We start from the raw sequence: 25023 nt of genomic DNA on the forward strand, positions 1-25023 counted from the left end.
CAAGACTCAGAGGATCAGGCAAGTAATCCAGTGAAACGCACTACAGAACCCCGCCCTGCCTAGGGAAAATGTGCGGACCGACCTTCTCAAGGATCATCCGATGAAAAGCCTCTTGCTCGCCCTGGGTTTGCTGGTGACTTCTTTTTCTTCACTGGGAGCCGATATGTCCAACGGAGCCAACAACTTCTACCAAAGCGAACAGGTGACCGTCGAAAAAGTCACCTTCAACAATCAATACGGCATGGCGATCGCAGGCAATCTGTTCGTGCCCAAGCACCTTGCTCCGGCCTCCAAAAATGCCGCCATCATCGTCGGCCACCCGATGGGTGCCGTCAAAGAACAAAGCGCAAACCTCTACGCCACCAAAATGGCTGAACAGGGTTTTGTCACCCTGTCGCTGGACCTGTCGTTCTGGGGCGCCAGTGCAGGCGAGCCGCGCAACGCCGTGTTGCCCGAACTCTACAGCGAAGCCTTCAGCGCCGCCGTGGATTACCTCGGCACCCGCCCAATCGTCGACCGCGAGCGCATTGGCGTGATCGGCGTCTGCGGCAGTGGCAGTTTCGCTATCGCTGCGGCGAAGATCGACCCACGCCTCAAGGCGATTGCTACCGTGAGCATGTACGACATGGGCGCCGCCAACCGCAATGGCCTCAAACATGGCGTGACCCTGGCGCAGCGCCAACAGGTCATGCTGCAAGCCGCCAACCAGCGCTACGTGGAGTTCCAGGGTGGCGAGACCGTCTACACCGGCGGCACGCCCCTTACCCTGACCGGCGATGCGATTGGCGATGAGTTCTACGATTTCTACCGCACACCGCGTGGTGAGTTCACCCCGACCGGTGCCTCGCCGCAAACCACTACGCGGCCGACTCTGAGCAGCAACGTGAAGTTCATGAACTTCTACCCGTTCAACGACATTGAGACGATTTCCCCACGCCCGCTGTTGCTGATCGCCGGCGCCAACGCCCATTCCCGTGAATTCAGCGAGGACGCCTATCAGCGTGCCGCCGAACCCAAAGAGCTGGTCATCATCCCTAACGCGGGCCATGTGGATTTGTACGACCGGGTCGACCTGATCCCGTTCGCCAAGCTCACCACCTTCTTCAAGAGCCATTTGAAGTGATGACCCACACCACAAAAAACTGGGGCGCCGTACTCGCTATGTCGCTGGCGGCATTTGCCCTGGTCGCGTCCGAATTCATGCCCGTGAGCCTGCTGACGCCGCTGGCGGCCGACCTGCACATCACCGAAGGCCAGGCCGGCCAGGGCATTTCGGTGTCCGGGTTGTTTGCCTTGCTCACGAGCCTGATGATCGCGGCCGTGGCGGCGCGGGTCGATCGCAAGCGCCTGCTGCTGTCCTTGACCCTGCTGATGATCATCTCTGGCACGGTGGTGGCGTTCGCGCCAAATTACCTGGTGTTCATGGTTGGCCGTGCCTTGATCGGCGTGGCCATCGGCGGTTTCTGGTCGCTGTCGGCGGCCACCGCCATGCGCCTGGTGCCACAGCCACAGGTGCCGCGCGCATTGGCCATCGTCAATGGCGGCAACGCGCTGGCCACCGTCATCGCCGCGCCGCTGGGCAGCTTTGTCGGCGGTTTGATCGGTTGGCGCGGGGCGTTTTTTTGCGTCGTCCCGGTTGCGGTGTTGGCGGCGGCTTGGTTGATGGTGAGCATGCCGTCGATCACATCAGACGTCAGCGCGAAGAAAAGCAGCCTGCTGCACGTGTTGAAACGCACGCCGGTGGCATTGGGCATGCTGGCGGTAAGCGCATTTTTCATGGGCCAATTCATGCTGTTCACCTACCTGCGACCGTTTCTGGAGACCGTCACCCAGGTCAGCGTTTCCCGGCTGTCGTTGATGCTGCTGGTGTTGGGGCTGGCAGGGTTTGCGGGGACGTTCCTGATTGAGCGGTTCCTGAAAAAAGGCCTTTTCCTGACAGTGGCGATCATCCCGTTATTGATGGCAGGGATTGCGCTGGCACTGGTCATGGTAGGCAGTTCCACCGTGCTGACCACCGTGTTACTCGGGCTTTGGGGCCTGGTCGCGACTGCCGCACCGGTGGGCTGGTGGACCTGGCTGTCGAGAACCCTGCCCGACGATGCCGAAGCAGGGGGCGGCTTGATGGTTGCGATCATTCAACTGGCGATCGCCTCAGGCGCTATCGTGGGAGGCCTGGTGTTTGACCTGAGCGGGTATCAGGCGACATTCGAGTTGAGCGCGGCAGTGCTGGGCGCCGCTGCCTTACTGGCTTGGCTGGCAGCACGCGCCAGCGGTAATCACCTGTGGCGGTCTAAATATTTCGCCGGGCTCGCCGATAACAAGGGATAACTTCTGACTTGCAGTGACGCCCTGCCGGAAACAATGCCGAATACCCTCGCCCCTATTGTCCGCTCGCTTTCCGATCGCACCAGCCTTTCGCTGGCACGTACCTCACTGTTCAAGTTCATGGCGTTGCTGGCTGTCGTCTTTGCGGCGGCAGCCTATTCGCTGGTTTACCTCGCCTATGAGTTGGACCGTGCCGAACAGGCAGAAAGCGCCTTCTATACCCGTAAAGCCGTGCAATCCCTGGAAAAAACCCTGCGGGTGACGGTCAAGGACTACGCGTTCTGGAGCGATGCCTACAAACACCTGCACGTTAAAGTGGACAGTGATTGGGCGTATGTCCGCGGCAATATCGGCGCCACGCTGTTCGAAGATTTCGGTTTTCAAGGCCTGTTTGTGGTCAATGATGCCAACCGCACGGTCTACGCGGTCGTCGATGGAAAGCTGCAAGATGTCGAACTCGCGCAATGGCTCGACCAGCCCTTTGCCGGGATTGTGGAGCAAGCACGTGCAGGCGCCGACAGCGAAACACCCGCCACAGCCTTCATCAACGTTAAGGGCAGCCCCGCGCTGGTGGCCGCAGCCGCCATCACCCCCGGCACAGACCCTACGGTGAAACCGGATGGCCGGCCTGCCTCGGTACTGATCTTCGTCGACATCCTCAACAGTGCCAAGCTGGCCGTGATCGGCGATGAATTCGGCGTGAGCAAGCTGCACATCGCTACCCCTGATGAAATCGGCAAGACGTTGCTGTTCCCCCTCGGCGACAACGGCGCTGCCGGCAGCCTGCATTGGGAGCCGGCCCGACCCGGTTTGCGCTTGATGGGCGTAGGCCTGCCCCTGCTTGGCCTGGCCGCGTTATTGGTATGCGTAATGAGCTGGGTCATTTCACGCCGCACCACGGCGGCCGCGCTCGCCCTGGACGCTAGCCATTCGTCGCTGCAGAACAGCCAGAACGCCTTGGCGACCAGCGAAGCACGCTTTCGCGATGTGGTGGAGGCGAGTTCAGATTGGGTGTGGGAAATCGACGCCGGTTGGCGCTTTACCTACCTGTCGGAGCGCTTCGAAGGCGTCACCGGGTTGGCGCGGCATGCGTGGATCGGTGCCACGATGAACGACTTGCTCGAGACCGAGACCGGCCTGCTCTCGCAATGGCTCAGCACCCCCGGACGCCGCCCGGATATCAGTGTGCAGTGCCGCTACGTCGATGCACTGGGGCTGGAACGCAGCACACGGCTGTCAGCGCGGCAGATGCCGTGTGGCGGCTTTCGCGGGACAGCCACCGACGTGACGGAAGAAGTCGAGTCCCGTCGACGCATCGAGTTCTTGTCTCAGCACGACGCCCTCACCGGGCTGCCCAATCGCACGCGGCTGCAAGCGTTCCTGGAGGGCAAGTTCAAGGCGCTGTCGAGCGCGGAGCTGTCAACAGCTGAGGTGTCCACTTCAACGCAGCCGCTGGTAATGCTCAGCCTGGACCTTGATCGGTTCAAACCGGTCAACGATCTGCTCGGGCACGCTGCCGGCGACCGGGTGCTCAACGAGGTGTCGGCCCGCCTGGCCGCCTGCGTGCGCCATGGTGATCTGGTCGCCCGTGTCGGCGGTGATGAATTTGTGCTGATCCTGAGCGATGCAGGCACTCAAGACGAGGTCGAAGCCCTGTGCAAGCGCTTGATCGAATCGATCGAGCGCACGATCAGAATCGACGAGCAAGAGGTGTTCATCAGCGCCAGTATTGGCATTGCCATCGCCCCCAACGATGCGCGCGAAGCCACGGAGCTGCTGCGTTACGCCGATATTGCGCTGTACGAGGCAAAGGCTGCGGGCCGTAATACCTGGCGGTTCTACTCCGGCGATATGAACGCGCGGATCATCGAACGCCGACGCCTGGAGAGCGACCTGCGCTTTGCAATCAAACATGCCGAGCTGCGCCTGCACTTCCAGCCGCGCTATCGCATCGCCGACGGCCAGATGGTCGGCGCTGAAGCCCTGGTGCGCTGGCAACATCCGGTGCGCGGCCTGATCACGCCGGACACCTTTATTCCGATTGCCGAAGAGTCCGGGCTGATCCTGGCCCTGAGCGACTGGGTACTTGAAACCGCTTGTAAAAGCGCAGCCCAGTGGCCAGAGCATCTTTTTGTGTCGGTGAACCTGTCCCCTATGGAATTCAAGCGTGGCAACCTGGTAGAGCGCGTACGCCAGGCCCTGAAAACCTCGGGTATCGAACCCGCACGCGTGGAACTGGAAATCACCGAAAGCGTCATGCTCGAAGATGCCACCGGGGCGCTGGAGGTCATGCGCACGCTCAAACAATTGGGCATACGCATCGCCATGGATGACTTCGGCACCGGTTACTCATCCCTGAGCTACCTGCGCACGTTCCCGTTCGACGGTTTGAAGATAGACCGCAGCTTCCTGACCCGGCTGGAAGAAAGCGACGATGACAAGGCGATTATCCAGGCCATTGTCGGCCTGGGCCGCGCCCTGGCACTGACGGTAACGGCCGAAGGCGTCGAAACGGCTGAACACGTGGCACTGCTCAAGGCCGTGGCCTGTGAAGAGGGCCAAGGCTATTTCCTCAGTCGCCCCCTGGACATCGAAACCTTCACTCGCCTGTTGGACGTGCAAGCCGGCATCGTCCATTGATAACGCCGGGCGCTACCTGAAAAAATGGCTGGGCGTCTTGCCGAACTGCTTCTTGAACATGCTGGTGAACGCGCTCGGGCTTTCATACCCCAGCTCCAGGGCGATATCGATCACCTTTTCGCCCACCGCAATGCGCTCCAGCGCCAGCAGCAGCCTTGCTTGTTGGCGCCACTGGCCGAACGTCATGCCGGTTTCCTTGCGGAACAGGCGCTGGATGGTTTTCTGGTCAAGGTTCAAGCGCTCGCTCCAGTCCGCCACCGTCGAGGCATCGCCCGGTTCATCCTGCAACGCCTGGCAGATCCGGTGGACGCGCGGGTCGGCGGGTTGCGGCAGCGAGAGTGGCAAAGCCGGCAGCAGTGCCAGCTCGTCCAGAATCAGGTGCATGATGCGCGCGTCCCGTGAGTCCTCGGCATACGGTGGTTTCAAGCTCACCGACGCCTTGATCAGCTCACTCAGCAGGGGCGAAATGCTCACGGCCTTGGTTTCGGTGGGCAAATTGGGAAAGCTGTCGGGACGGACAAAGACGCTGCGCATCTTCAACGGGCCTACACAACGCAAGGAGTGGACGTGCCCACTGGGCATCCAGAAGCCGCGATTGGGCGGCACCGTCCACTGGTTCTGCGCCGAGTGCACCACCATCACGCCTTCGGTGGCGTACAGCAGTTGATGCTTCTCATGGCTGTGGTCGGGGATCACCCAGTTTTCCGGATAATCGGTGGCCGAACTGATGACAGCCCAATCGCCCTCGTCGATCTCCTGTAAAAATAGATCCAGTGATTTGATCATTTCGCCCTTTTTGCGCTAGTTGCCTCCCGAATTTCGCGAGACAGGCATTTGCAGCGAATCTAGCATAACTCCCGAATCATTTTGTAATGGATGGCCACCTAAGAAGTTGCCACCTGTGTTCGCCGCCTTGAATGGAATGCCTGCATGTCGACCCTCACTGCGTCACCCGCCGCTGCAACCACTGCGCCCCAGGCCAGCCCCTTGGTCATGCGCGTCCTTGGCGCCTGCGCCCTGGCGCATTTGATCAATGACCTGATCCAGGCCGTGCTGCCGTCGATCTACCCGATGCTCAAGGCCAACTACGGCCTGTCGTTTACCCAAGTGGGCCTGATCACCCTGACCTTCCAGCTGACTGCCTCGTTGCTGCAGCCGTGGATCGGCTACCACACCGACCGTCACCCTAAACCGTGGCTGCTGCCAGCGGGCATGGTGTGCACCCTGATCGGCATCCTGATGCTGGCGTTTGTCGGCAGCTTCCCGGCCATCCTGCTCGCAGCCGGTTTAGTCGGTGTCGGCTCGTCGACCTTCCACCCGGAAACCTCGCGCGTCGCACGCCTGGCCTCCGGCGGGCGCTACGGCCTGGCGCAGTCGACGTTCCAGGTCGGCGGCAACACCGGCAGCGCCTTGGGCCCGTTGCTCGCGGCGGCAATCATCATTCCCTACGGCCAGGGCCATATCGCCTGGTTCGGGCTGTTTGCGGTGTTCGCGATCCTGGTGCTCTACGGTTTAAGCCGCTGGTACCGTAACCACCTCAACCTGTTCAAGCTCAAGCAAGGCGGCCAAGCCACCCATGGTTTGTCCAAAGGCCGCGTGACCTTTGCCTTGGTGGTGCTGGCTGCGCTGGTGTTTTCCAAGTACTTCTACATGACCAGCCTGACCAGCTACTTCACCTTTTACCTGATTGAAAAATTCCAGCTGTCCGTCGCCAGCTCGCAGATGTACCTGTTCCTGTTCCTCGGTGCGGTTGCCGTCGGTACCTTCGCGGGCGGCCCGATTGGCGACAAGATCGGCCGCAAGAAGGTCATCTGGTTCTCCATCCTCGGCGCCGCGCCGTTCACCCTCGCGCTGCCCTACGTCGACCTGTACTGGACGGCGGTGCTGAGCGTGGTGATCGGTTTTGTGCTCGCCTCGGCGTTCTCGGCCATCGTGGTGTTTGCCCAGGAACTGGTGCCGGGCAATGTGGGCATGATCGCCGGGATATTCTTCGGCCTGATGTTCGGCTTCAGCGGGATTGGTGCAGCGTTGCTGGGGTTGCTTGCCGATAGCCACGGCATCGAATACGTCTACAAAATCTGCTCGTTCCTGCCGTTAGTCGGCATCCTGACGATATTGTTACCGTCAACCAAAGGCGTTTGACGTCTACGGCATGCGCAGGCACGAACGCCTGCGCAAGCTGAACAGGCCAATCCATGTTTAAATCCTTGTTTGGCGGCTTCCTGTGCGTTCACGCTTGCCTCCCTACCAAGGAAACACCCGTATGCGTCTGGCAGATTTCATTATTGAGAACCTCGAGCCGATCCTTCAGGCCTGGGAGGACTTTGCCCGCACTATCCAGACGCCTGGGGCTGATCTCGACCGTGTAGACCTGCGTGATCATGCCGAGCAGATGCTGCGAGCCATTGCCATGGACCTGCGCAACACGCAGACCGCGCAGGAGCAAATCGACAAGGCCCAGGGCCTCGCACCGCAGGACGAAGACGAAACCCCCGCCGAAACCCATGCCGTGACACGCTTGATGGCGGGTTTCTCGATTGATCAGATGGTGTCTGAATACCGCGCGCTGCGCACCAGCGTGCTCAGCCAGTGGCTCCAGCAGGTCAAACACGGCACGCCGCTGGATATCGATGACATGAACCGCTTTCATGAAGCCATCGATCAAGCCCTCACGGAGTCCATTGCCAGTTACTCACGGGCGGTAGAAGCCTCGCGCAATGTGTTCCTGGGTATCCTCGGCCATGATTTGCGCACGCCCTTGGGCGCCATTCTGCTAGGCGCCGACATACTTCGGCGTTCGGAAGAGCTCGGGGAACGCGGCAACAAAGTCGCCGGGCAGATTTACACCAGTGTTCAACGGGCGAGCCAGATTGTCGGCGACCTGCTGGATTTGACCCGGTGCCAGATGGGCCCCGGCATCCCCGTGAAACGGGTGGACGTTGACTTGGCCCCCATTTGCGAACGCATCGTCGAAGAAATGCGCTCGTTTCACCCCCACGCGCAACTCAAATATGAAACCACAGCGCCCGCGCTTGGGGCGTTCGACGGCGCGCGCATGGAGCAGGTGTTCTCCAATATCATCAGTAATGCGGTGCAGCACGGCGATGCTCGCCTGCCGATCACGGTACGGCTCGCGGTTTCAGAGGGCAGCCTGGTGTTCACCGTTCACAATCAAGGCGCGCCGATTCCAGAGGATGTGTTGCCGTTCATTTTCAATCCCATGGGGCGTTTTTCGCAGCGCTCGGTGATTGAGCATGGCCCTGCAGAAGGCCTCGGGCTGGGGCTTTTCATCGCGTCCGAGATCGTGGCGGCCCATGACGGTTCGATCGAGGTCACGTCAACGTCGCAGTGGGGTACGGAGTTTCGGGTGACGGTGCCGCTGGTTGCAGCTTGACACACTGATAGCTACTCGCCAGCAAGGCTCCGAAAACGCGTCGGAAACGCTTACAATCGCGCTTTCAAACGCACCCCAGGCGGCCCGGCAACATGACGCTCGACCCTCCTACGATTTTGGCACTTTCCGTTGCCCTGGCAGCCGCTGCCGCCCTGTACCTGGCCGTTGAATGGCGCAGCGTGCGCGAACCGTCGCTGCTGTGCTGGAGCGCCGGTTTCGCCACTATCGGCCTTGGCTCCACGCTCGCCCTGCTGCGCATCAATGGCTTTATGATAATCGGCATCTGGTTCGCCAATGGCTTGCTGGTGACCGCACACTTCCTGTTTTTACTTGGGGTGGCGCGATTTACTCAAACCCGCCTGTCGCCGCTGTGGCTGCTGATGTTGTTGACCTGGCTGGGCATGCTGATGCTGCCGGTGGACCCGTCATGGTCCAAAGCCATGCTGGCGGTGCAGTCACTGTTGGTGGCGTTGCCGACGCTGCGCGCCAGCTTTTTGCTGCGGCCCCATGGCAAATCCTTGAGCATCGGCGCGGTGCAATTGCGCTACGTGCTGCTGATCCATGGCGCGTTCTATGTGGCCAAGGCGTTATCGGTGCTGATCCCGGGCACCTTGATCGACCTCGCCGCATTCAAGGGCGAGATCATCCAGATTTCCCTGGTGGAAGGCGCCATGGCGATCATGTTGATTGCATTGTCGATGACCGGCTCCGAGCGATACCGCCGCGAACAACAGATCGCCCGCCTCGCCGCCCGTGACCCACTGACCGCCCTGTACAACCGCCGCGCCCTCGACCTGCGCGCGCCGCGCTTGCTGGCCCAGGTATCGCCCGCACAACCCGGCGCCTTACTGCTGATCGATATCGACAATTTCAAATTGGTCAACGACCTTCATGGCCACACCGCCGGCGACCGCTTGTTGATCGCCTTGAGCGAATTGATTCGTGGCGCGATGCCTCAGGGCGCGCTGGCTGCGCGTTTGGGTGGGGATGAGTTCGTGATCCTGTTGAATCCGGCCTCGACTGAGCAGATTGTCGAACTGGGCAGCAGCCTGCGCGAACAGTTTCATCACCTGGCCTCGCAGACCTTCATGACGCCTGCACCCGTGACCCTGAGCATCGGCGCCAACCTGTTCGACCAGCCACCCCCCAGCCTCGCGGTGCTGATTGAGCAAGGTGACAGCATCTTGTATGAATCCAAGCGTGGCGGGCGGGATAGCATCCGGTTGGTGGATAGAACGGGAGCTGCATCCTAAACGTGAATGGGAAAGTCCATCAATCTGGCGCTCAGCGTGATGCCCAGCCCGAACAAGCAAATGCAGCCCAGTCCATACGCGAGTGTGCGCCAAGGCTGGCAGCCAGCCAGATACATCAGCGTGTGTGCGACCCGGGCAAGGGTAAAACACACAAACAGCCCTGCAGTCAGAGTGCCGGTAGCTCCCAGCCCGATGCAAAGTCCCCCCAACACGAAAAATATTGGAATGTTCTCCAAGTCATTCGCCCAGGCCTTGGCCGCCCTGGCGACTTGCGGCACCTCCTCTGAATGCACGGCCCGATTGAAGAACGCCGCATCCTCACGATTGGTAAATGCGAAACCCCGTATCCGAAAAAAGCCCTGATAGCAGGAAATCGCAAACATCTTCAGGCACAGCACCAGCACACACAGCGCGTAGACCTGCAAAAGCTCATTCATCTCGGTACCCGTTCACCACGAGATACAGCAACGGCCCCACCGACACAAACACCGCCGTGAGCACCCAGTACGGCACCACCGAAGCCATCGACCGTCCTCGCCGCCGCGCATCCCGGTACATCCATACGCACGCCAGCACCGCCATCAAGTACAGGTCTATCACCACCTGCGCCGTGTCCGGCCGCGACATCAGTTCCAGCCCAAATGCCAGCAGCGACTGCTCCGCCGTCAGCATCGTCGCCAGGGTGTACAACGAAAATCCCAGCAAGCTCGCCAGGGCAATAGAGGGTCGTCTCATGGTCGCATCCTTGGAATGATGAAGGCCTAAGTTAGTGATAAGGTTCAGCCCTTCGCAATGACCTCGGAGGTCATGACCACGCCATGGACGCCCCTTCAACTGCCGGCGAACAACTGCGCCAATTACGCCGACAGGCCAAGCTGAGCCAACTCGACCTGGCGCTCATCACCGGCTTTTCCCAGCGCCACCTCAGTTGCCTCGAAACCGGCCGCGCCAAGCCGAGCCCCGTCACCTTGCATAACCTGCTGACGGCGCTGGAGGCACCGTTGGACCAGTGCAACCGCGTCTTCCTTGCGGCCGGATTCGCCCCGCGCTATACCGCCACTCCGCTCGCCTCGCCCGCCATGGCCGCGATTCGCGAAGCGGTCAGCCATGTACTGCACGCCAACAACCCAGCGCCTGCGATCCTGTTGGACAGCCAGTGGCAAGTACTCGCAGCGAATGCCAGTACCGGCGTGTTGTTGGCATTGGTGGGTATCCCGCCCGATGCGGCTGAAGGTTTGAACCTGCTGACCACCCTGCTCCAAGCCGGCGGCCTCGGCGATCATCTGCTCAATGCCGATGAGATCCGCACCCTGGCCTGGCAGCGTGCCACTCGCGAGGCGCTGGGCAATCCGGAACTGGCCGCGCTACTGGCGAGCCTGCCAACCCCGACCAACGCTGAACTGCCCGCGCACCTGCCACCGCTGGTGCTGACCCGCCTGCGCTCAACCCAGGGCGAGCTGAGCTTTTTGTCCACCTTCACCACCTTCGGCATGCCCCAGGACATCACCCTCACCTCCCTGCGCATCGAACACCTGATTCCCGCTGACGAGGCGACGTGGCAGGTGATGCGCGGCGCCTATGCGGATTATGCGGCGCTGGTTTTGTGAAATATCTGTACGTAGACTGCCGCCATCCCCCCATTTGAAGGCGGCGAAAAAAACGTGATGCAAGTTACTGAAGTCTCCATTGCCCAATTGCGCGCGGCGCTTGAGTCCGGCCAGACCACGGCCGTTGAACTGGTCCAGGCATACCTGGCGCGAATCGATGCCTATGACGGTCCGCAGACCGCCACCGCCTTGAACGCCGTGGTGGTGCGCAACCCCGAAGCGCTGAAAGAAGCCGAGGCGTCCGATGCACGCCGGGCCAAAGGCGAAACCTTGGGGCCCTTGGACGGCATTCCTTACACCGCCAAAGACAGCTACCTGGTCAAGGGCCTGACTGCGGCATCCGGCAGCCCGGCGTTTGCCAAGCTGGTCGCGCAACGTGATGCGTTCACCATCGAGCGTCTGCGCGCCGGCGGTGCCATCTGCCTGGGCAAGACCAATATGCCGCCGATGGCCAATGGCGGGATGCAACGTGGCGTGTATGGCCGCGCAGAAAGCCCGTATAACGCCGATTACCTGACCGCGCCGTTCGCCTCCGGCTCGTCCAACGGCGCTGGCACCGCGACGGCGGCGAGCTTTGCGGCCTTTGGCCTGGCAGAAGAAACCTGGTCGAGCGGGCGCGGCCCGGCGTCCAACAATGGCCTGTGCGCCTACACCCCGTCCCGCGGGGTGATTTCGGTGCGCGGCAACTGGCCGCTCACGCCGACCATGGACGTGGTGGTGCCCTACGCCCGCACCATGGCCGACCTGCTGGAAGTGCTCGACGTGGTGGTCGCCGAAGACCTGGACACCCGTGGCGACCTGTGGCGCCTGCAGCCGTGGGTGCCGATCCCGAGCGTCACCTCGGTACGCCCTGCTTCCTACGCTGAATTGGCGGCGCCTGCCGAATCCCTGGCGGGCAAACGCTTTGGCGTGCCGCGCATGTACATCAACGCCGACCCCGACGCCGGCACCAGCGAAAAACCCGGGATCGGTGGCCCGACCGGGCAGAAAATCAACACCCGCGCCAGCGTGATCGACCTGTGGCAAGACGCGCGCCAGGCGCTGACAGCGGCCGGCGCGGAAGTGATTGATGTGGATTTCCCGCTCGTGTCCAACTGCGAAGGCGACCGCCCTGGCGCACCCACCGTGTTCACCCGGGGGCTGGTGTCCAAGGAATTCCTCCACGATGAACTGTGGGAACTGTCAGCCTGGGCGTTTGACGACTTCCTGCGCGCCAACAACGACCCGGCGCTCAACCGCTTGGCGGATGTGGACGGGCCAAAGATCTTCCCCCACGACCCAGGCACCTTGCCCAACCGTGAGGACGACTTGGCCGCCGGCATGGACGAATACGTGCGCATGGCCGAGCGCGGCATCACCCCGTGGGACCAGATTAGTACCGTCCCCGACGGCCTGCGCGGATTGGAGCAAACCCGGAGGATCGACTTGGAAGCCTGGATGGACAAGCTCGGCCTCGACGCCGTGCTGTTCCCCACCGTGGCCGACGTGGGCCCGGCGGATGCCGACGTGAACGAAGCCTCAGCCGATATCGCCTGGAGCAACGGCGTCTGGGTGGCTAACGGCAACCTCGCCATCCGCCACCTGGGCGTACCGACCGTTACCGTGCCGATGGGCGTAATGGCGGATATTGGCATGCCGATAGGGCTGACATTCGCCGGGCGCGCCTATGATGATTCGGCGCTGCTGCGGTTTGCCTCGGCGTATGAAGCGACGGGCAGCAAGCGCCAGATTCCACCGCGCACACCGCCGTTGGCGCCGATGTAACTGACTCAACGCAATCAAAATGTGGGAGCGGGCTTGCCCGCGAATGCGGTCTTTCAGTGACAGATATGCCGACTGATCCACCGCTTTCGCAGGCAAGCCAGCTCCCACATTTTCGCCTGCATTTCACATCAAGCCATCTGAGGCACGGCAACCAGCAGGATTGCCGTGCCATGGGTCAGCGTCGCCGCCAACACCCCGTAGCGCATGCGCACCAGCGCACAGGCCAACCCTTCGACCAGCGTGAACAACAACACCGGCCAGCCCAACTGGGTGACGCTCAGTGCCAGGAACGCATGGCAAGCCGCAAACGCCACTCCGCTGGCCAGTGCGGCGCGTAAGGGCGCGACATGCTGTTCCAGATAACCCTGCAAATAACCGCGAAACAACACTTCTTCCAATGCATTTGGCGCCGTAGGCCCGGCGCCAGATACGTGCCGTAGTTAATCAGTACCGCCATTCCCTGGGTAATCATCGGTCGCTCAACCGTGTGCCACCGCAATCATATCGACCTCCACCGCCGCCGACTTCGGCAACTGCATCACCCCCACCGACGTACGCGTGTGCGCCCCGGCGGCACCCAGAATTTCGTGCAACAAATCCGACGCGCCGTTGGCCACTTCACTCTGCTGATCAAAATCCTCGGCACTGCGCACGTACACGGTGATGCGCGGGATCGCCCTGACCTGGTCCAGCGAACCCAACGCCTGCTTGAGCAACCCCAAGCAACGCAAGGCACTGATACCGGCGGCGATTTGCGCCTGGGCCACGGTCAGGCTTGCCCCAACCTTGCCCGGCAGCACGATCGCATCGCCGACGCGGGGGATCTGGCCACTGATGTAGAGGTGGTTGCCGTCGCGAACCAACGGCGTGTAGTTGCCGCCGATTTTGAATTCGTCCAGCTGATAGCCAAGGCGTTGCTGGGCGGCCTGGTATTTCTCATCGGGTGTCATGGGCGTGAATCCTCGTTTCGGCGCAGCCACTCATCCACCACGTCGCCCAGGGTCTTGGGCTGGTCGTTGCGAATCCAGGCCATAAAGGGACGATCGAATTTGAACCCCGGACCGCAGTGCTCAAGCATGAAGCGGCGTACGTTTTGAGTATTTTTGTAGTGTGGGGTCACGGGGGTGCTGCGGGTGATGGAGTCGCTGTGCCAATTGAAGTCCATTTGCTTGACGCTCTGATGCCTCAGGAGCCAGCAGCATAGCGCCAAATGCCACGATGAACGCCTGCCAACCGACGCCCATCGTGTTTTTTTTACACGTTAGCTGCCGAAGCCGGCGTCCCGCGTATTGACGAACAACGCGTAGATCGAATGGCTGCCGGCCATGAACAGGCGGTTGCCTTCGCGACCGCCAAAACACAGGTTGGGGCAGCGCTCGGGCAACGAGATATGCCCGATGGCCTTGCCTTGTGGATTGAACACACGCACACCATCGAGTTTTTCCAGGTCGGCCTTGGGGTCACCATTGCCGCCCCAACCGCACCACAGGTTGCCGCTCTCGTCACACTTGATGCCGTCCAGCGCTGCGTAGTCGAAACCTTCGATGTGCTTGCGACGGGCGCCGAGCGTGCCGTCGTCCTTGACATCGATGGCCCAGATCAACCGGTTGGGTTTGGCCCGACCTTCCACTACGTACAAGACTTGTTCATCAGGTGAAAAACACAGGCCATTGGGCCCGTTGAGGTCGTCGATCACTCGCGTGACCGTGCCGCTTTCGCCATCGATGCGATAGACGCCATGGGGTTGGGTGGGCGTGATCTTGTGCCCTTCGTAGTTGTTGCCGGTTTGGAACGGCGGGTCACTGAACCACACTGAGCCATCTCGCTTGCACACGATATCGTTGGGCGAATTGAAAGGTTTGCCGTCAAAGCTGTCGGCCAGCACGGTGATGCTGCCGTTGTGTTCGGTGCGGGTAATTCGCCGGCCCTCGCGGGTGGTCGTCGAACCTTCGCACACCAACAAGCGGCCCTGGCGATCGCGGCACATGCCGTTGGAGAAATTAGCGTTTTCGCGGTAGACCGACAGGCTGTCGGTCACTTCGTCCCAGCGCACGATACGGTTATTGGGAATATCGCTGACCAGCAAGTAGCGGCCATCGCCGACCCACACCGGCCCCTCGGCCCAGCGCAAACCTGTCGCCAGCCGTTCGACACTGGCGTTGAACAGACGCAACTCCAGGAAACTGTCATCGAGCACTTTGATCAGTGGGTCTGGATAACGCTGGCTCAACGGCTCGACGGCTTCTGCCAGGTGAGGCAGGTTGCCCAGCACCGCGACCGATGCGGAAACCGCCAAGGAACGCTTGAGGAAGACGCGGCGACTGTGGTCAGTCCGCGCAGGCAGAGGGGGAAGATTCATTGTGTGTCTCCGTTATTTTATTGTTAGACGGGACAACATTCTTAATCAGTGATGGGACATCGTACAAGAACAATGAAACCTCAAGCCCCATGCAATGCAGGAACTCTGTAAATAATCAAAAATTTAGTTTTCAAAATAAGCGTGGATAGAGCAATGTTGTACGACGACACAAACAGTAACGTGTTGTCCGCTACCCCAACAACAATAAGGAACCCCACATGCAAAAAATCAAAGTACTGATCGGTTTTCTCTGCCTGTTTACCGGCTATGTCGCCGCAGCGCCTGCCCCTGCGGAAAAGGAGGTGGCCCAAGCGGTCGACCAACTGACCCAAGCCATGCTGCACCTGGACCTCAAGCAGCTTGATGCGCTGACGTCCGACAAACTCACCTACGGCCATTCCAGCGGCAAGGTGCAGAACAAAGCGCAATTCATCGCCGACCTGGAAACCCACACCAGCGCCTTCAAGACCCTGGAAATGCAGAACCAGACCGTCACCCTGCAAGGCGACACCGCCCTGGTGCGCAACCACTTCCACGCGCTGGCCGTGAACAGTGGCGTTGAAGTGCCCACCGACATCGACAATTTCCAGGTTTGGCAGAAGCAGAAAGGCAAGTGGCTGCTAATCGGGCGCCAGGCTTACAAGTACTGATGGCCAGCGGTGAGCCGCGTGCGCCGGCTCACCACTCCACCACCTTGCGCACTGTCAGCAATGCCTCGCGCAGCGCCGACATGTCCACCGAACCCAGCGCCAGGCGCAGCGCGTGCGGCACATAAGCCGTGACGGCAAACGGCTCGGCGGTGGACACCGAGATATTCTCGCACTGCAAGGCCATGGCGATCTGGTCGGCGCGCGCGTCCTCCGGCAGGGGTAACCACAAGAAATACGATGAGGGATGGCTGGTGTAGGCCAGCCCTTTCAACACCTGCGCCGCCAGGGCTTGCCGCGCCTGGGCATCCCGGCGCTTTTGCGCTTCCAGTTGCGCCACCGTGCCATCTTCGATCCACGCCACGGCAATGGCGCTCATGACACCGGGCACGTTCCAGGTGGTGGCCATGATGGTGCGCTCAAGTGCTTTAACCCAGTCACTCGGCGCCGCGACAAACCCCACGCGCAAACCGGTCGCGACACTTTTTGAGAGCCCGCCCACATACACCGTGCGTTCCGGCGCCAGGGTCGCCACGGGTGGCGGTGCGTTTTCGACCAGGAACGCGTAGGCCGCGTCCTCAATGATCATCAGATTGTGCTGCCGGGCGATGGAGACCAACTGCTCGCGCTGGTCCCTGTCCATCACCCAGCCAAGGGGATTGTGCAGGGTCGGCATGCTGTACACGGCGCGCACCGGGCGTTTGCGACACAGGTTTTGCAAGGCGTTCAGGTCGGTGCCGGTGGGCGTAACCGGGATCGCGACAACTTCCAAGTGCAGGGTTTCGGCCAGCACCTTGAACCCGGAATAGGTCAACGCATCGACCGCGACTACATCCCCCGGCTTGAGCAACGCCATCATCGTCACCGCCAAGCCGTGCTGGGCGCCGCTGACCAGCAGCACCTGGTCGGCCTCTACGGTTAGCCCTCGGCTCAGTAAATGCCGTGCGACGGCAGCCCGCTCATGCAAACGCCCTGCGTGAGGCTGGTAACGCAACAGGGCCTCGAGGTCGCCGGACAGCGCCAACTGGCGTAACGCCGTGCGCAACAGGTCAGCCTGGCCCGGCAATGAGGGATAGTTGAAATTGAGGTCGAGCATGCCCGCCGCAACCGTCATCTGCCCACTGCCCTGCCCTGGCGGCAGCGAGATCTCGCGCACAAAGGTGCCGCGTCCGGTTTCACCGCTGACCAGCCCCATGGCCTCCAGCTCGGTATAAACCCGGCTCGCGGTCACCAGCGCCAGGCCATGATCGGCGGCCAGTTGCCGGTGCGTCGGCAGGCGCGTACCCGGCGGCATTTTCCCCGAACGGATGCCCTCGGCAAAAGTGTCGACCAGCGACTTGTAGCGGGCGCGTGGCATAAGGATGTATCCATGACAATTTTTTGATTGTCCTAATGCTCGCCCCTAGGATGGCTTCGATGCAACCCCTCATTCTTCGGGCGCCTCCTCATGGAACGTACATCCCCCTTCAGCACCCTGGATACCCGCACCCAAGGCTGGATCAATGGCTTTATCGGCGTGGTGATTTTCAGCGGCTCGTTGCCCGCCACGCGCCTGGCCGTGATGGAGTTCGACCCGGTGTTCCTCACCATGATCCGTGCCGCCATCGCCGCCAGCCTGGGGTTGTGCCTGCTGGGGCTGTTCAAGGAAAAACGCCCCGCGCGCGACCAATGGATGCCCCTGGCGATCGTTGCCCTTGGCGTGGTGATCGGCTTTCCCCTGCTGACCGCACTGGCGCTGCAGTACGTGACCTCGGCCCACTCCATCGTGTTTATCGGCCTGCTCCCCCTCGCGACCGCGGTGTTTGGCGTACTGCGCGGTGGTGAGCGCCCGCGTCCAGTGTTCTGGTTGTTCTCGATCCTGGGCAGCGTATTGGTGATGGGTTATGCCGTCGCCCAGGGTTTGACCGCCGCACCCGCCGGCGATTTGCTGATGTTGCTGGCAGTGTTGGTCTGCGGCCTGGGTTACGCCGAGGGCGCCACCTTGTCGCGCAGCCTGGGCGGCTGGCAGGTGATCTGCTGGGCGTTGGTGGTGGCGATGCCGGTGGTGCTGCCCTTGAGCCTGCTCCTGGCACCGCCAAGCTTGCGCGGCATTAGCCTGTCGGCCTGGCTGAGCCTGGGTTATGTGGCGTTGTTCAGTATGTTGATCGGCTTTGTGTTTTGGTACCGCGGCCTGGCTCAGGGGGGCATTGCCGCCGTCGGCCAGTTGCAGTTGCTGCAACCGTTTTTCGGCCTGGCATTGGCGGCGGGCTTGCTGCATGAGCAGGTCAGCCTGGGCATGGTGCTGGTGACGGTCGCGGTGATCGGCTGCGTGGCGGGCGCGAAGAAGTTCGCCCGTTAACGCTGCGGCGCGACCATCTTGAACTTGATGTTGATGTCATTCGACACCACGCTGTTGCCGGCCCACTCGCCCTCGCCGATCTTGAAATCGCCGCGCTTGAGGATGAATTCGCCGTCGAACACGCCGATACCGCTTTGCTCCTTGAGCACCACGTCGACGTCCACCGGGCGTGTGGTGCCTTTGATGGTCAGGTTGCCGCTGATCTTGAAGCGGTTATCCCCCAGGACCGCGACGCCGGTGGATTCGTAAACGCCCACTGGATAGGTCGCGGTGTCAAACCACGACGCACGCTGCAGCTCGTCATTCGCGTCCGGGCTACCGGCGTCGATGCTGGCAAGCTGGATCTTGAGCAATGCATGCCCGGCTTCCGGCTTTTGCGTATCGAACGTCAAGGTGCCTTCGAACTCACTGAAGGTGCCGTACACCCGCTGCCCCAACTGTTTATAGGTAAAACTGATCTGGCTGGCGGTGCGGTTGACGTCGTTGTACTCCACCGCCTGGGCGCTGGAATAGAAAGCTAGGATCAGGACCAATATGGCGACCGGGGACATTCGACGTTTCATGCAACGCTCCGCAGAGGAAAAGACACAGGTACCGAGCTAACACTCTGTAACAGGGATTTGTTCCCATCAGGCGTTTGTCCTGCTAAACAGAGTAGTCGCCCCAGAATAATAAGGACGCTCCATGCACGCCCCTTCGCTTCAGGACCTCACCGCGCCGGACGGCATCTGCTACGGCTGCGGCGGCAGCAACCCCCACGGCCTGCATATCAAGAGCCGTTGGGACACGGACGGCATCCACCTGATCGCCGAGCATATGCCCGAAGCAAAATACAGCGGCTGGCCCGACCTGGTCTATGGCGGCCTGATCGCCATGTTGGTCGACTGCCATTCCAACTGGACCGCCATGGCCTACCACTACCGCGCCGAAGGGCGCGAACCCGGCAGCCTGCCCCGCATCGACTGCGTGACCGGCAACCTGGGCATCAAATTCATCAAGCCAACGCCCATGGGCGTCACCCTCACCCTGCGCGCACGGGTCGAGGGCGACGTGGGGCGCAAGACCCGCGTGATCTGCGAGGTGTACGCGGGTGACGTGCTCACCGCCATGGGCGACTCGGTTTTCGTGCGCGTCGATACCGGCCAATTGGCAGCCGCCGCCCATGGGCGTGAGGGCTGATCCTGATCTACATTGACTGCCACCGCTAATCGAGGATGCACCGATGACTCGTCTCACCGCGAAAGACTTTGCCCCCGAACTGCTGGAACTCTACGACGGCTACGCCCACGGCAAGATCAACCGCCGCGAATTTCTCGACCGCGCCGCGCTGTTCACCTTGGGTGGCCTCACCGCCTCGGCTCTGCTCGCAGCCCTCAGCCCCAACTACGCGCTGGCCGAACAGGTAAAATTCACCGACCCGGACATCGTTGCCGACTACATCACCTACCCCTCGCCCAAAGGCAACGGCACCGTGCGCGGCTACCTGGTGCGCCCGGCCAAGGCCGCGGGCAAGTTGCCCGCCGTGGTGGTCGTGCATGAAAACCGTGGCCTCAACCCCTATATCGAAGACGTCGCCCGGCGCCTGGCCAAAGCTGGCTTCATCGCCCTGGCGCCGGATGGCCTGACCTCGGTGGGCGGCTACCCCGGTAACGACGAAAAAGGCGTGGCGCTGCAACAGACGGTTGACCCGACCAAGCTGATGAACGATTTTTTCGCCGCTATCGAATGGCTGATGCACCACGACAGCAGCACCGGCAAAGTCGGCATCACCGGGTTCTGCTACGGCGGCGGCGTGACCAATGCGGCAGCCGTGGCCTATCCGGAATTGGGCGCGGCGGTGTCGTTCTATGGGCGCCAGCCGGAGGCCAACGACGTGCCACGGATCAAGGCGCCGATCATGCTGCATTTCGGTGAGCTGGATACACGGATCAATGAGGGGTGGCCGGCGTATGAAACGGCACTCAAGGCTGCAGGCACGAACTATGAGGCGTACATCTACAAGGGCGCCAACCATGGTTTTCACAACGACTCGACGCCGCGATATGACGAGGCGGCGGCGAATCTGGCATGGGAACGAACGTTGGGATGGTTTCGCAAGTACTTGGCTTAACCACGGACCCGCTCTTGCAACCACCCCTTGAAGACGAGCATCGCCGACGTCTCGGCCCGCGACTGCAATCGCGTGAGCCAATAGCTGCCGGTGGTGATGCCGACGTCGAACGGCTGGCGAATCACATCACGCTCCAGCTGCCGCGAAAACATCATCGCTGGCGCCAATGCCACCCCCGTTCCTTGCAAGGCCGCTTCCATCATTGCCAACGAGGAATCAAACACGATACTGCGCGGCACCAGGGTGTCGGCGGGCAGACCGACGGCCTGGAACCACAGGCTCCACTCATCAGCGCGGTAGGAGCGCAGTAACGTGTGGTTCAACAGGTCAGTGGGGGTGTGCAGTTGCTCGGCCAGTTGCGGCACGCAAAGCACGGTGAGGGGCGCTTCCAGCAGTTCGCAGGCATCGGTGCCGTGCCAGGCTCCCGCGCCAAAGCGGATCGCGTAGTCGAGGCCTTCGGCGGCCACGTCGACACGGTTGTTGTGGGTGGACAACCGCAGGTCGATAAAGGGGTAACGCGCGTGAAAATCCGCCAGGCGTGGCAGCAACCAGCCCACCGCAAAGGTGCCGACTGCGCCCACGGTGAGCACTTCGCGGTAGTGCCCGCTTTCGAACTGGCTGAGCGTCTGGGCGATGCGGTCGAACGACTCACGCACCACCGGCAGCAAGGTTTCGCCTTCACGGGTGAGCATCAAGCCTCGAGGCAGACGCTTGAATAATGTGACATTAAGTTGTGCTTCCAGGCTCTTGACCTGATGGCTGACCGCTGCCTGAGTCACGCATAACTCAATGGCCGCGCGGGTGAAGCTCAAGTGGCGAGCCGACGCTTCGAAGGCACGCAGTGCGTTGAGGGGCAGATGGGAGCGCAACATGCTTGACCCTAAAATTTCTAATGACTGGCCTGAGATATCATCGTTTGCCGAGGGAACAAAATCCACCTAGATTTGCGGCGCCTGCGCAGGCCTTGATCATCAGTGCATCATCGAAATGGAAGCAAATTGCCATGAACCATCACGTACAAAAAATTGTGCTATCAACCTTGCTGTTGGGCTCCGGCACCTGTATGGCCGCCACCGACCTGCGCACGCTCGTGGACAGCCGTGTTGCACCGCTGATGCAGCAACAGAACATTCCTGGCCTGTCGGTTGCCGTGGTGGATAAAGGCCAGGTGCAATACTTTAACTATGGCGTTGCCGCCAAAGACACCCAGCAGCCGGTTACCGAAGACACCCTGTTTGAAATCGGCTCATTGAGCAAAACCTTCAACGCCACTCTGGGCGGCTACGCCCAGGCCATCGGCACGCTCAAGCTTTCGGACAAGGCCAGCGCACACGTGGCCAGCCTGCGCGGCAGCGCTTTTGACAGCATCAGCCTGCTGCAATTGGCCACCTACACACCCGGTGGGCTGCCGCTGCAGTTTCCCGACGCGGCCGACAGCGCCGAGACCATGCTCGATTACTTCCAGCGCTGGAAACCCAAATACGCGCCCGGCGAACAGCGCCTCTACTCCAACCCGAGCATTGGCTTGTTTGGCTACATCGCCGCGCAAAGCCTCGGTCAGCCCTTCAACGACGCGATGGAAAAAACCCTGCTGCCCAAGCTGGGCTTGAAGAACACTTACGTGAGTGTGCCTGCCGACAAGGCAGGCCTCTATGCCCAGGGCTACGACAAGGATCAAAAACCGGTTCGCGTAAGCCCCGGCGCGCTGGACAGCGAAGCCTATGGCGTCAAGACCAGCACCCAGGACCTCGCGCGTTACGTCATCGCGAACATGCACCCGGACACCCTGGAAAAAGCGCTGCAGCAAGCCATCGCCACCACTCATACCGGCTACTACACCGTGAAGGGCATGACCCAGGGCCTGGGCTGGGAGTCCTACCCTTACCCGATCACGCTGCAAGCGTTGCTTGACGGCAACTCCACCCCAATGGCGATGAACCCGCACAAGGTCAACTGGCTGAAACCTGCTCAGACGCATCGTGCTCAGGTCCTGTTCAACAAGACTGGCTCTACCGCCGGGTTCGGTGCCTACGTGGCGTATGTGCCAGCCAAGGATATAGGCGTGGTGATCCTGGCGAACAAGAACTACCCGAACGCCGAACGCGTGAAGGTGGCGCATGCGATTCTGAGCGCTATGGATAACTGAAGTTTGCTTCCACCGCGCTTACGGTTCCGTCGATGCCAGCCTCAACAGCCATTTTGGCGACCGTAACGACCTGCAGACCGGGTACGACGTCACCACCGGCCAGGGCAGGAGCAACTGTAGTGTTGTTAATCGGCGTACGCCCACGTCATCCGGAACGACGCCCCGCCCCATTCCGAATCCAGCACTTGCACCTGGCCGCCGTGCCACTGCGACACCCGTTGTACCAGCGCCAGTCCAAGGCCGAAGCCGCCGGTGCGACGGTCGCGGCTGGCGTCGAGGCGCATGAAGGGTTGGAAGATCTTCGAGCGGCCCTCCTCCGGCACACCGGGGCCGTCATCACACACCCGCACTTCATAGCCGCTGCCGAACTTGACCAGCGACACCTCCACACGGCGCTCGGCGTATCGGATCGCGTTGCGCAGCAGGTTGATCACCGCTCGCGCCATAAAGCGCGGCTCGATCTGAATAAAGTCCACTTCGCACGTACGCAGCGACAGTTGAATGCCGGCCGCTTCGGCTTCGAGGGCCACGCTGCCGATCACACTGTCGAGCCAGCTGTGGGCTTCGATGCGCTCGCGGGTGACCTGGGTGGCACCGCGTTCCAGGCTAGCGTAGGTGAGCAGCTCGGAGACCATGTCTTCCAGCTCGCCGAGGTCAGCGTACATGTCCGCGATCAATTCGCCGCGCTGGCGCGGGTCGGTCTGTTGCTTGAGCTGGTCGAGTTCGAACGACAGGCGCGCAATCGGCGTGCGCAACTCGTGGGACACGGCGTTGGTCAGCTCGCGCTGGTTAGCGATCAAGCTTTCAATGCGCTCGGCCATCTGGTTGAAGTGCCCCGCCAGCTCGCGCACGGTGGAGCGGCGTGGCAGCAGGATGCGGGAACTGAGGTCGTTGTCACCGAAACGCTGTGCAGCCAGGCGAATATGCTCCAGGTCGCGCCAGTGCGGACGAACCCAGAAATACAGCACGATTGCCAAGCTCAATCCCAGTAGGCCGTAGGCCCACAGGTACAACCATTTAGGCTCTTCAGGCAGCTTGATATTGAGCAGTTGGGGGCCGCCATCGATATTGGCGATGAACTCCATGAAGTCGCCACGTACCACTAATTGCCCGGCCGCGAGCAATTGCTGCTCGCGTTGGCTCAGCGCCAACTCATCGCGCTGCACCAAGTCCAGACGCAGACCGTAATGCTGCTGCAATTCGCTCAGGCGCACCTCGCGCGCCTCGGCCGGCACAGGACGCAATTGCTCGACCAGGCCATAGGCGGGGCCGCGCAGGGCTTCGCGGTTATAGGTTTCGTTGGCCTCGGGGAGCAACTCATCGAAGGTGTAGTTAACCAGCCAGATTGCCCCCGCCAGGCCCAGCGCCAGGATGATGTACAGGCGGATATAGAGCCGCAGCATCTAGACCTCCCACGCAAACGGATTGAACAGGTAGCCCTTGCCCCAGATGGTCTTGATGCACACCGGTTCGCGCGGGTTGTCGTTGAGTTTGCCGCGCAGTTTGCTGATGTACACATCGACACTGCGGTTGAGGCCGTCGAACGCGATACCGCGCATGCGGTTGAGGATGTCATCACGGGACAGGATCGTCCCCGAGTTGCTCGCCAGCAGCCACAACAGCTCGAATTCCATGGTGGTGAGGTCGATCTTGTCATCCCCCAGGCTGACCACCCGGCAACTGCGGTCGATGGCCAACCGCCCGAAAGCGAGGGCCCCGCGCACCGTCGGCTCTGGCGCCTGCCGCCGCTGCAGGGCGCGCAGGCGTGCGAGCAGCACCGGGGGCTTGATCGGCTTGATCACGTAGTCGTCGGCACCAGACTCCAGGCCGAGGATGTGGTCCAGGTCATCTTCCTTGGCGGTCAGGATCACGATAGGCGTGTCGGACACCGTGCGGATCCCGCGACACACATGCAGGCCGCTCTGGCCGGGCAGCATCAGGTCAAGCACGACAATCTTCGGTTTGAAGTCCAGGAACGCCGCCAGAGCCTCATCGCCTCGATGCACCACGCGCACCTCGAAACCATGCTGTGACAGAAAGTGCGCGATCAGCCCTGCCAGCTTTTCGTCGTCCTCAACGAGCAAGACCTTGCCCAACCCCAGGTTTTCCATAAGTTCTCAGTGTGCGGAAGCGGATTGAAGATCGAGCATTATAGGTGGCAAGCTGGGCCGAAGAGGCCACCGAGCCTGACAGAAACCGGCTTTCACCGAAGTTTTCAGAGAAACTTCATGTTTTTAAGAGTTTTTAACATTTCGCGTGTATTTTTTAACGCGTCAATCACCGGCCACCGTCGTCGTTTTTACGAGTGACCGTGGTTTTTTCTGACAGCCGTTGCTCACGTCTAATCAGGAAATTTCACCTCTAACATTTATCAGGCTCGCCCCCTATATTGTCACCACGCCGTGACAAAAAACCAACCGTGCTACCGTTGACAGCCTTA

24 protein-coding genes and 2 pseudogenes are annotated in these 25023 nt (G+C 61.3%); 14 read left to right on the forward strand and 12 right to left on the reverse strand.

What is annotated here, in order from left to right:
* The first annotated feature begins 100 nt into the window (after positions 1-100).
* Genes HU722_RS16345 through HU722_RS16355 form a run of 3 tightly spaced genes read left to right on the forward strand, consistent with a single transcriptional unit; the run spans position 101 to position 4965 of the window.
* Positions 101-1123, forward strand: a complete 1023-nt coding sequence (locus HU722_RS16345; RefSeq protein ID WP_065880632.1) for an alpha/beta hydrolase — start codon at positions 101-103, stop codon at positions 1121-1123.
* Positions 1123-2328, forward strand: a complete 1206-nt coding sequence (locus tag HU722_RS16350) for an MFS transporter (RefSeq protein WP_065890898.1) — start codon at positions 1123-1125, stop codon at positions 2326-2328. The genes HU722_RS16345 and HU722_RS16350 overlap by 1 nt, the downstream gene beginning before the upstream one ends.
* 33 nt (positions 2329-2361) lie before the next feature.
* Positions 2362-4965, forward strand: a complete 2604-nt coding sequence (locus tag HU722_RS16355; RefSeq protein WP_065890897.1) for a bifunctional diguanylate cyclase/phosphodiesterase — start codon at positions 2362-2364, stop codon at positions 4963-4965.
* Positions 4966-4977: 12 nt separating this feature from the next.
* Here the strand turns inward: HU722_RS16355 and HU722_RS16360 are convergent, their stop codons facing one another.
* Positions 4978-5751: an AraC family transcriptional regulator gene (locus HU722_RS16360; RefSeq protein ID WP_065890896.1), complete on the reverse strand. Its 774-nt coding sequence runs from the start codon at positions 5749-5751 to the stop codon at positions 4978-4980.
* A 144-nt stretch (positions 5752-5895) separates the two neighbouring features.
* On the opposite strand from HU722_RS16360, the gene HU722_RS16365 reads away from it, so the two are divergent.
* From HU722_RS16365 to HU722_RS16375, 3 genes are all read left to right on the forward strand, one after another.
* A complete protein-coding gene (locus HU722_RS16365) occupies positions 5896-7107 on the forward strand; it encodes an MFS transporter (RefSeq protein WP_065880636.1) in 1212 nt (403 codons plus the stop codon).
* A gap of 121 nt (positions 7108-7228) precedes the next feature.
* Positions 7229-8359, forward strand: coding sequence for a sensor histidine kinase (locus HU722_RS16370; protein ID WP_065872884.1), 1131 nt, complete (start codon positions 7229-7231; stop codon positions 8357-8359).
* 92 nt (positions 8360-8451) lie between these two features.
* Positions 8452-9612, forward strand: coding sequence for a GGDEF domain-containing protein (locus HU722_RS16375; protein ID WP_065872883.1), 1161 nt, complete (start codon positions 8452-8454; stop codon positions 9610-9612).
* Here HU722_RS16375 and HU722_RS16380 read toward each other — a convergent pair.
* The gene (locus HU722_RS16380) at positions 9609-10049 is read right to left on the reverse strand and encodes an MAPEG family protein (protein WP_065890895.1); all 441 of its coding nucleotides are present in this window, start codon (positions 10047-10049) and stop codon (positions 9609-9611) included. The genes HU722_RS16375 and HU722_RS16380 overlap by 4 nt on opposite strands.
* Positions 10042-10347, reverse strand: a complete 306-nt coding sequence (locus tag HU722_RS16385) for a DUF2834 domain-containing protein (RefSeq protein WP_065872881.1) — start codon at positions 10345-10347, stop codon at positions 10042-10044. Before HU722_RS16385 ends, HU722_RS16380 begins: the two co-directional genes overlap by 8 nt.
* A gap of 83 nt (positions 10348-10430) precedes the next feature.
* On the opposite strand from HU722_RS16385, the gene HU722_RS16390 reads away from it, so the two are divergent.
* On the forward strand, positions 10431-11219 hold the full coding sequence (locus tag HU722_RS16390) for a helix-turn-helix domain-containing protein (RefSeq protein WP_065890894.1): 789 nt from the start codon (positions 10431-10433) through the stop codon (positions 11217-11219).
* A gap of 54 nt (positions 11220-11273) precedes the next feature.
* The gene (locus HU722_RS16395) at positions 11274-12983 is read left to right on the forward strand and encodes an amidase (protein WP_083213978.1); all 1710 of its coding nucleotides are present in this window, start codon (positions 11274-11276) and stop codon (positions 12981-12983) included.
* Between the two features lie 128 nt (positions 12984-13111).
* On the opposite strand, the pseudogene HU722_RS16400 reads toward HU722_RS16395, so the two are convergent.
* The 4 genes and pseudogenes from HU722_RS16400 to HU722_RS16415 form a co-directional block, all read right to left on the reverse strand.
* A pseudogene (locus tag HU722_RS16400) lies at positions 13112-13387 on the reverse strand (CPBP family intramembrane glutamic endopeptidase); the annotation flags it as partial.
* Between the two features lie 75 nt (positions 13388-13462).
* Positions 13463-13933, reverse strand: a complete 471-nt coding sequence (locus HU722_RS16405; RefSeq protein ID WP_010210112.1) for a RidA family protein — start codon at positions 13931-13933, stop codon at positions 13463-13465.
* Positions 13930-14148 carry a DUF6434 domain-containing protein gene (locus tag HU722_RS16410; RefSeq protein WP_065872878.1) on the reverse strand — a complete coding sequence of 73 codons (219 nt, stop codon included), beginning with the start codon at positions 14146-14148 and terminating at the stop codon, positions 13930-13932. The genes HU722_RS16405 and HU722_RS16410 overlap by 4 nt, the downstream gene beginning before the upstream one ends.
* A 96-nt stretch (positions 14149-14244) precedes the next feature.
* Positions 14245-15342: an SMP-30/gluconolactonase/LRE family protein gene (locus tag HU722_RS16415; RefSeq protein ID WP_065890892.1), complete on the reverse strand. Its 1098-nt coding sequence runs from the start codon at positions 15340-15342 to the stop codon at positions 14245-14247.
* Positions 15343-15560: 218 nt separating this feature from the next.
* On the opposite strand from HU722_RS16415, the gene HU722_RS16420 reads away from it, so the two are divergent.
* Positions 15561-15992: a nuclear transport factor 2 family protein gene (locus tag HU722_RS16420; RefSeq protein WP_065880644.1), complete on the forward strand. Its 432-nt coding sequence runs from the start codon at positions 15561-15563 to the stop codon at positions 15990-15992.
* 28 nt (positions 15993-16020) lie between these two features.
* On the opposite strand, the gene HU722_RS16425 is transcribed toward HU722_RS16420, so the two are convergent.
* Positions 16021-17346, reverse strand: coding sequence for an aminotransferase-like domain-containing protein (locus HU722_RS16425; protein WP_065890891.1), 1326 nt, complete (start codon positions 17344-17346; stop codon positions 16021-16023).
* Positions 17347-17436: 90 nt separating this feature from the next.
* On the opposite strand from HU722_RS16425, the gene HU722_RS16430 reads away from it, so the two are divergent.
* Entirely contained in the window at positions 17437-18327 is an 891-nt protein-coding gene (locus HU722_RS16430) for a DMT family transporter (RefSeq protein ID WP_065890890.1), read from the forward strand.
* On the opposite strand, the gene HU722_RS16435 is transcribed toward HU722_RS16430, so the two are convergent.
* The gene (locus tag HU722_RS16435; RefSeq protein WP_065890889.1) at positions 18324-18878 is read right to left on the reverse strand and encodes a YceI family protein; all 555 of its coding nucleotides are present in this window, start codon (positions 18876-18878) and stop codon (positions 18324-18326) included. The two genes, HU722_RS16430 and HU722_RS16435, sit on opposite strands and share 4 nt — an antisense overlap.
* A 133-nt stretch (positions 18879-19011) precedes the next feature.
* On the opposite strand from HU722_RS16435, the gene HU722_RS16440 reads away from it, so the two are divergent.
* Both HU722_RS16440 and yghX read left to right on the forward strand, forming a co-directional pair.
* A complete protein-coding gene (locus tag HU722_RS16440; RefSeq protein WP_049713028.1) occupies positions 19012-19506 on the forward strand; it encodes a PaaI family thioesterase in 495 nt (164 codons plus the stop codon).
* 43 nt (positions 19507-19549) lie between these two features.
* On the forward strand, positions 19550-20437 hold the full coding sequence (yghX, locus tag HU722_RS16445) for a YghX family hydrolase (RefSeq protein WP_065880647.1): 888 nt from the start codon (positions 19550-19552) through the stop codon (positions 20435-20437).
* Here the strand turns inward: yghX and HU722_RS16450 are convergent.
* The gene (locus HU722_RS16450; RefSeq protein WP_065872870.1) at positions 20434-21309 is read right to left on the reverse strand and encodes a LysR family transcriptional regulator; all 876 of its coding nucleotides are present in this window, start codon (positions 21307-21309) and stop codon (positions 20434-20436) included. The genes yghX and HU722_RS16450 overlap by 4 nt on opposite strands.
* Before the next feature lie 131 nt (positions 21310-21440).
* Here HU722_RS16450 and ampC point away from each other — a divergent pair, with 131 nt between their 5' ends.
* Both ampC and HU722_RS28890 read left to right on the forward strand, forming a co-directional pair.
* Positions 21441-22583, forward strand: a complete 1143-nt coding sequence (gene ampC, locus HU722_RS16455) for a class C beta-lactamase (protein ID WP_065890887.1) — start codon at positions 21441-21443, stop codon at positions 22581-22583.
* A 19-nt stretch (positions 22584-22602) separates the two neighbouring features.
* Positions 22603-22686, forward strand: a pseudogene (locus tag HU722_RS28890) (MipA/OmpV family protein); the annotation flags it as partial.
* A gap of 22 nt (positions 22687-22708) precedes the next feature.
* On the opposite strand, the gene HU722_RS16460 reads toward HU722_RS28890, so the two are convergent.
* The gene (locus HU722_RS16460) at positions 22709-23986 is read right to left on the reverse strand and encodes an ATP-binding protein (RefSeq protein ID WP_065872868.1); all 1278 of its coding nucleotides are present in this window, start codon (positions 23984-23986) and stop codon (positions 22709-22711) included.
* Positions 23987-24694, reverse strand: coding sequence for a winged helix-turn-helix domain-containing protein (locus tag HU722_RS16465; RefSeq protein WP_049713020.1), 708 nt, complete (start codon positions 24692-24694; stop codon positions 23987-23989).
* Between the last annotated feature and the right edge of the window lie 329 nt (positions 24695-25023).

This window comes from Pseudomonas tritici, assembly GCF_014268275.3.
GTDB lineage: Bacteria > Pseudomonadota > Gammaproteobacteria > Pseudomonadales > Pseudomonadaceae > Aquipseudomonas > Aquipseudomonas tritici.

Bases quoted from the DNA above. Each gene is read 5' to 3' on its own strand.
- HU722_RS16345 (WP_065880632.1), top strand. From the start codon at position 101: ATGAAAAGCCTCTTGCTCGCCCTGGGTTTGCTGGTGACTTCTTTTTCT.
- HU722_RS16350 (WP_065890898.1), top strand. From the start codon at position 1,123: ATGACCCACACCACAAAAAACTGGGGCGCCGTACTCGCTATGTCGCTG.
- HU722_RS16355 (WP_065890897.1), top strand. From the start codon at position 2,362: ATGCCGAATACCCTCGCCCCTATTGTCCGCTCGCTTTCCGATCGCACC.
- HU722_RS16360 (WP_065890896.1), bottom strand. From the start codon at position 5,751: ATGATCAAATCACTGGATCTATTTTTACAGGAGATCGACGAGGGCGAT.
- HU722_RS16365 (WP_065880636.1), top strand. From the start codon at position 5,896: ATGTCGACCCTCACTGCGTCACCCGCCGCTGCAACCACTGCGCCCCAG.
- HU722_RS16370 (WP_065872884.1), top strand. From the start codon at position 7,229: ATGCGTCTGGCAGATTTCATTATTGAGAACCTCGAGCCGATCCTTCAG.
- HU722_RS16375 (WP_065872883.1), top strand. From the start codon at position 8,452: ATGACGCTCGACCCTCCTACGATTTTGGCACTTTCCGTTGCCCTGGCA.
- HU722_RS16380 (WP_065890895.1), bottom strand. From the start codon at position 10,049: ATGAATGAGCTTTTGCAGGTCTACGCGCTGTGTGTGCTGGTGCTGTGC.
- HU722_RS16385 (WP_065872881.1), bottom strand. From the start codon at position 10,347: ATGAGACGACCCTCTATTGCCCTGGCGAGCTTGCTGGGATTTTCGTTG.
- HU722_RS16390 (WP_065890894.1), top strand. From the start codon at position 10,431: ATGGACGCCCCTTCAACTGCCGGCGAACAACTGCGCCAATTACGCCGA.
- HU722_RS16405 (WP_010210112.1), bottom strand. From the start codon at position 13,933: ATGACACCCGATGAGAAATACCAGGCCGCCCAGCAACGCCTTGGCTAT.
- HU722_RS16410 (WP_065872878.1), bottom strand. From the start codon at position 14,148: ATGGACTTCAATTGGCACAGCGACTCCATCACCCGCAGCACCCCCGTG.
- HU722_RS16415 (WP_065890892.1), bottom strand. From the start codon at position 15,342: ATGAATCTTCCCCCTCTGCCTGCGCGGACTGACCACAGTCGCCGCGTC.
- HU722_RS16420 (WP_065880644.1), top strand. From the start codon at position 15,561: ATGCAAAAAATCAAAGTACTGATCGGTTTTCTCTGCCTGTTTACCGGC.
- HU722_RS16425 (WP_065890891.1), bottom strand. From the start codon at position 17,346: ATGCCACGCGCCCGCTACAAGTCGCTGGTCGACACTTTTGCCGAGGGC.
- HU722_RS16430 (WP_065890890.1), top strand. From the start codon at position 17,437: ATGGAACGTACATCCCCCTTCAGCACCCTGGATACCCGCACCCAAGGC.
- HU722_RS16435 (WP_065890889.1), bottom strand. From the start codon at position 18,878: ATGTCCCCGGTCGCCATATTGGTCCTGATCCTAGCTTTCTATTCCAGC.
- HU722_RS16440 (WP_049713028.1), top strand. From the start codon at position 19,012: ATGCACGCCCCTTCGCTTCAGGACCTCACCGCGCCGGACGGCATCTGC.
- yghX (WP_065880647.1), top strand. From the start codon at position 19,550: ATGACTCGTCTCACCGCGAAAGACTTTGCCCCCGAACTGCTGGAACTC.
- HU722_RS16450 (WP_065872870.1), bottom strand. From the start codon at position 21,309: ATGTTGCGCTCCCATCTGCCCCTCAACGCACTGCGTGCCTTCGAAGCG.
- ampC (WP_065890887.1), top strand. From the start codon at position 21,441: ATGAACCATCACGTACAAAAAATTGTGCTATCAACCTTGCTGTTGGGC.
- HU722_RS16460 (WP_065872868.1), bottom strand. From the start codon at position 23,986: ATGCTGCGGCTCTATATCCGCCTGTACATCATCCTGGCGCTGGGCCTG.
- HU722_RS16465 (WP_049713020.1), bottom strand. From the start codon at position 24,694: ATGGAAAACCTGGGGTTGGGCAAGGTCTTGCTCGTTGAGGACGACGAA.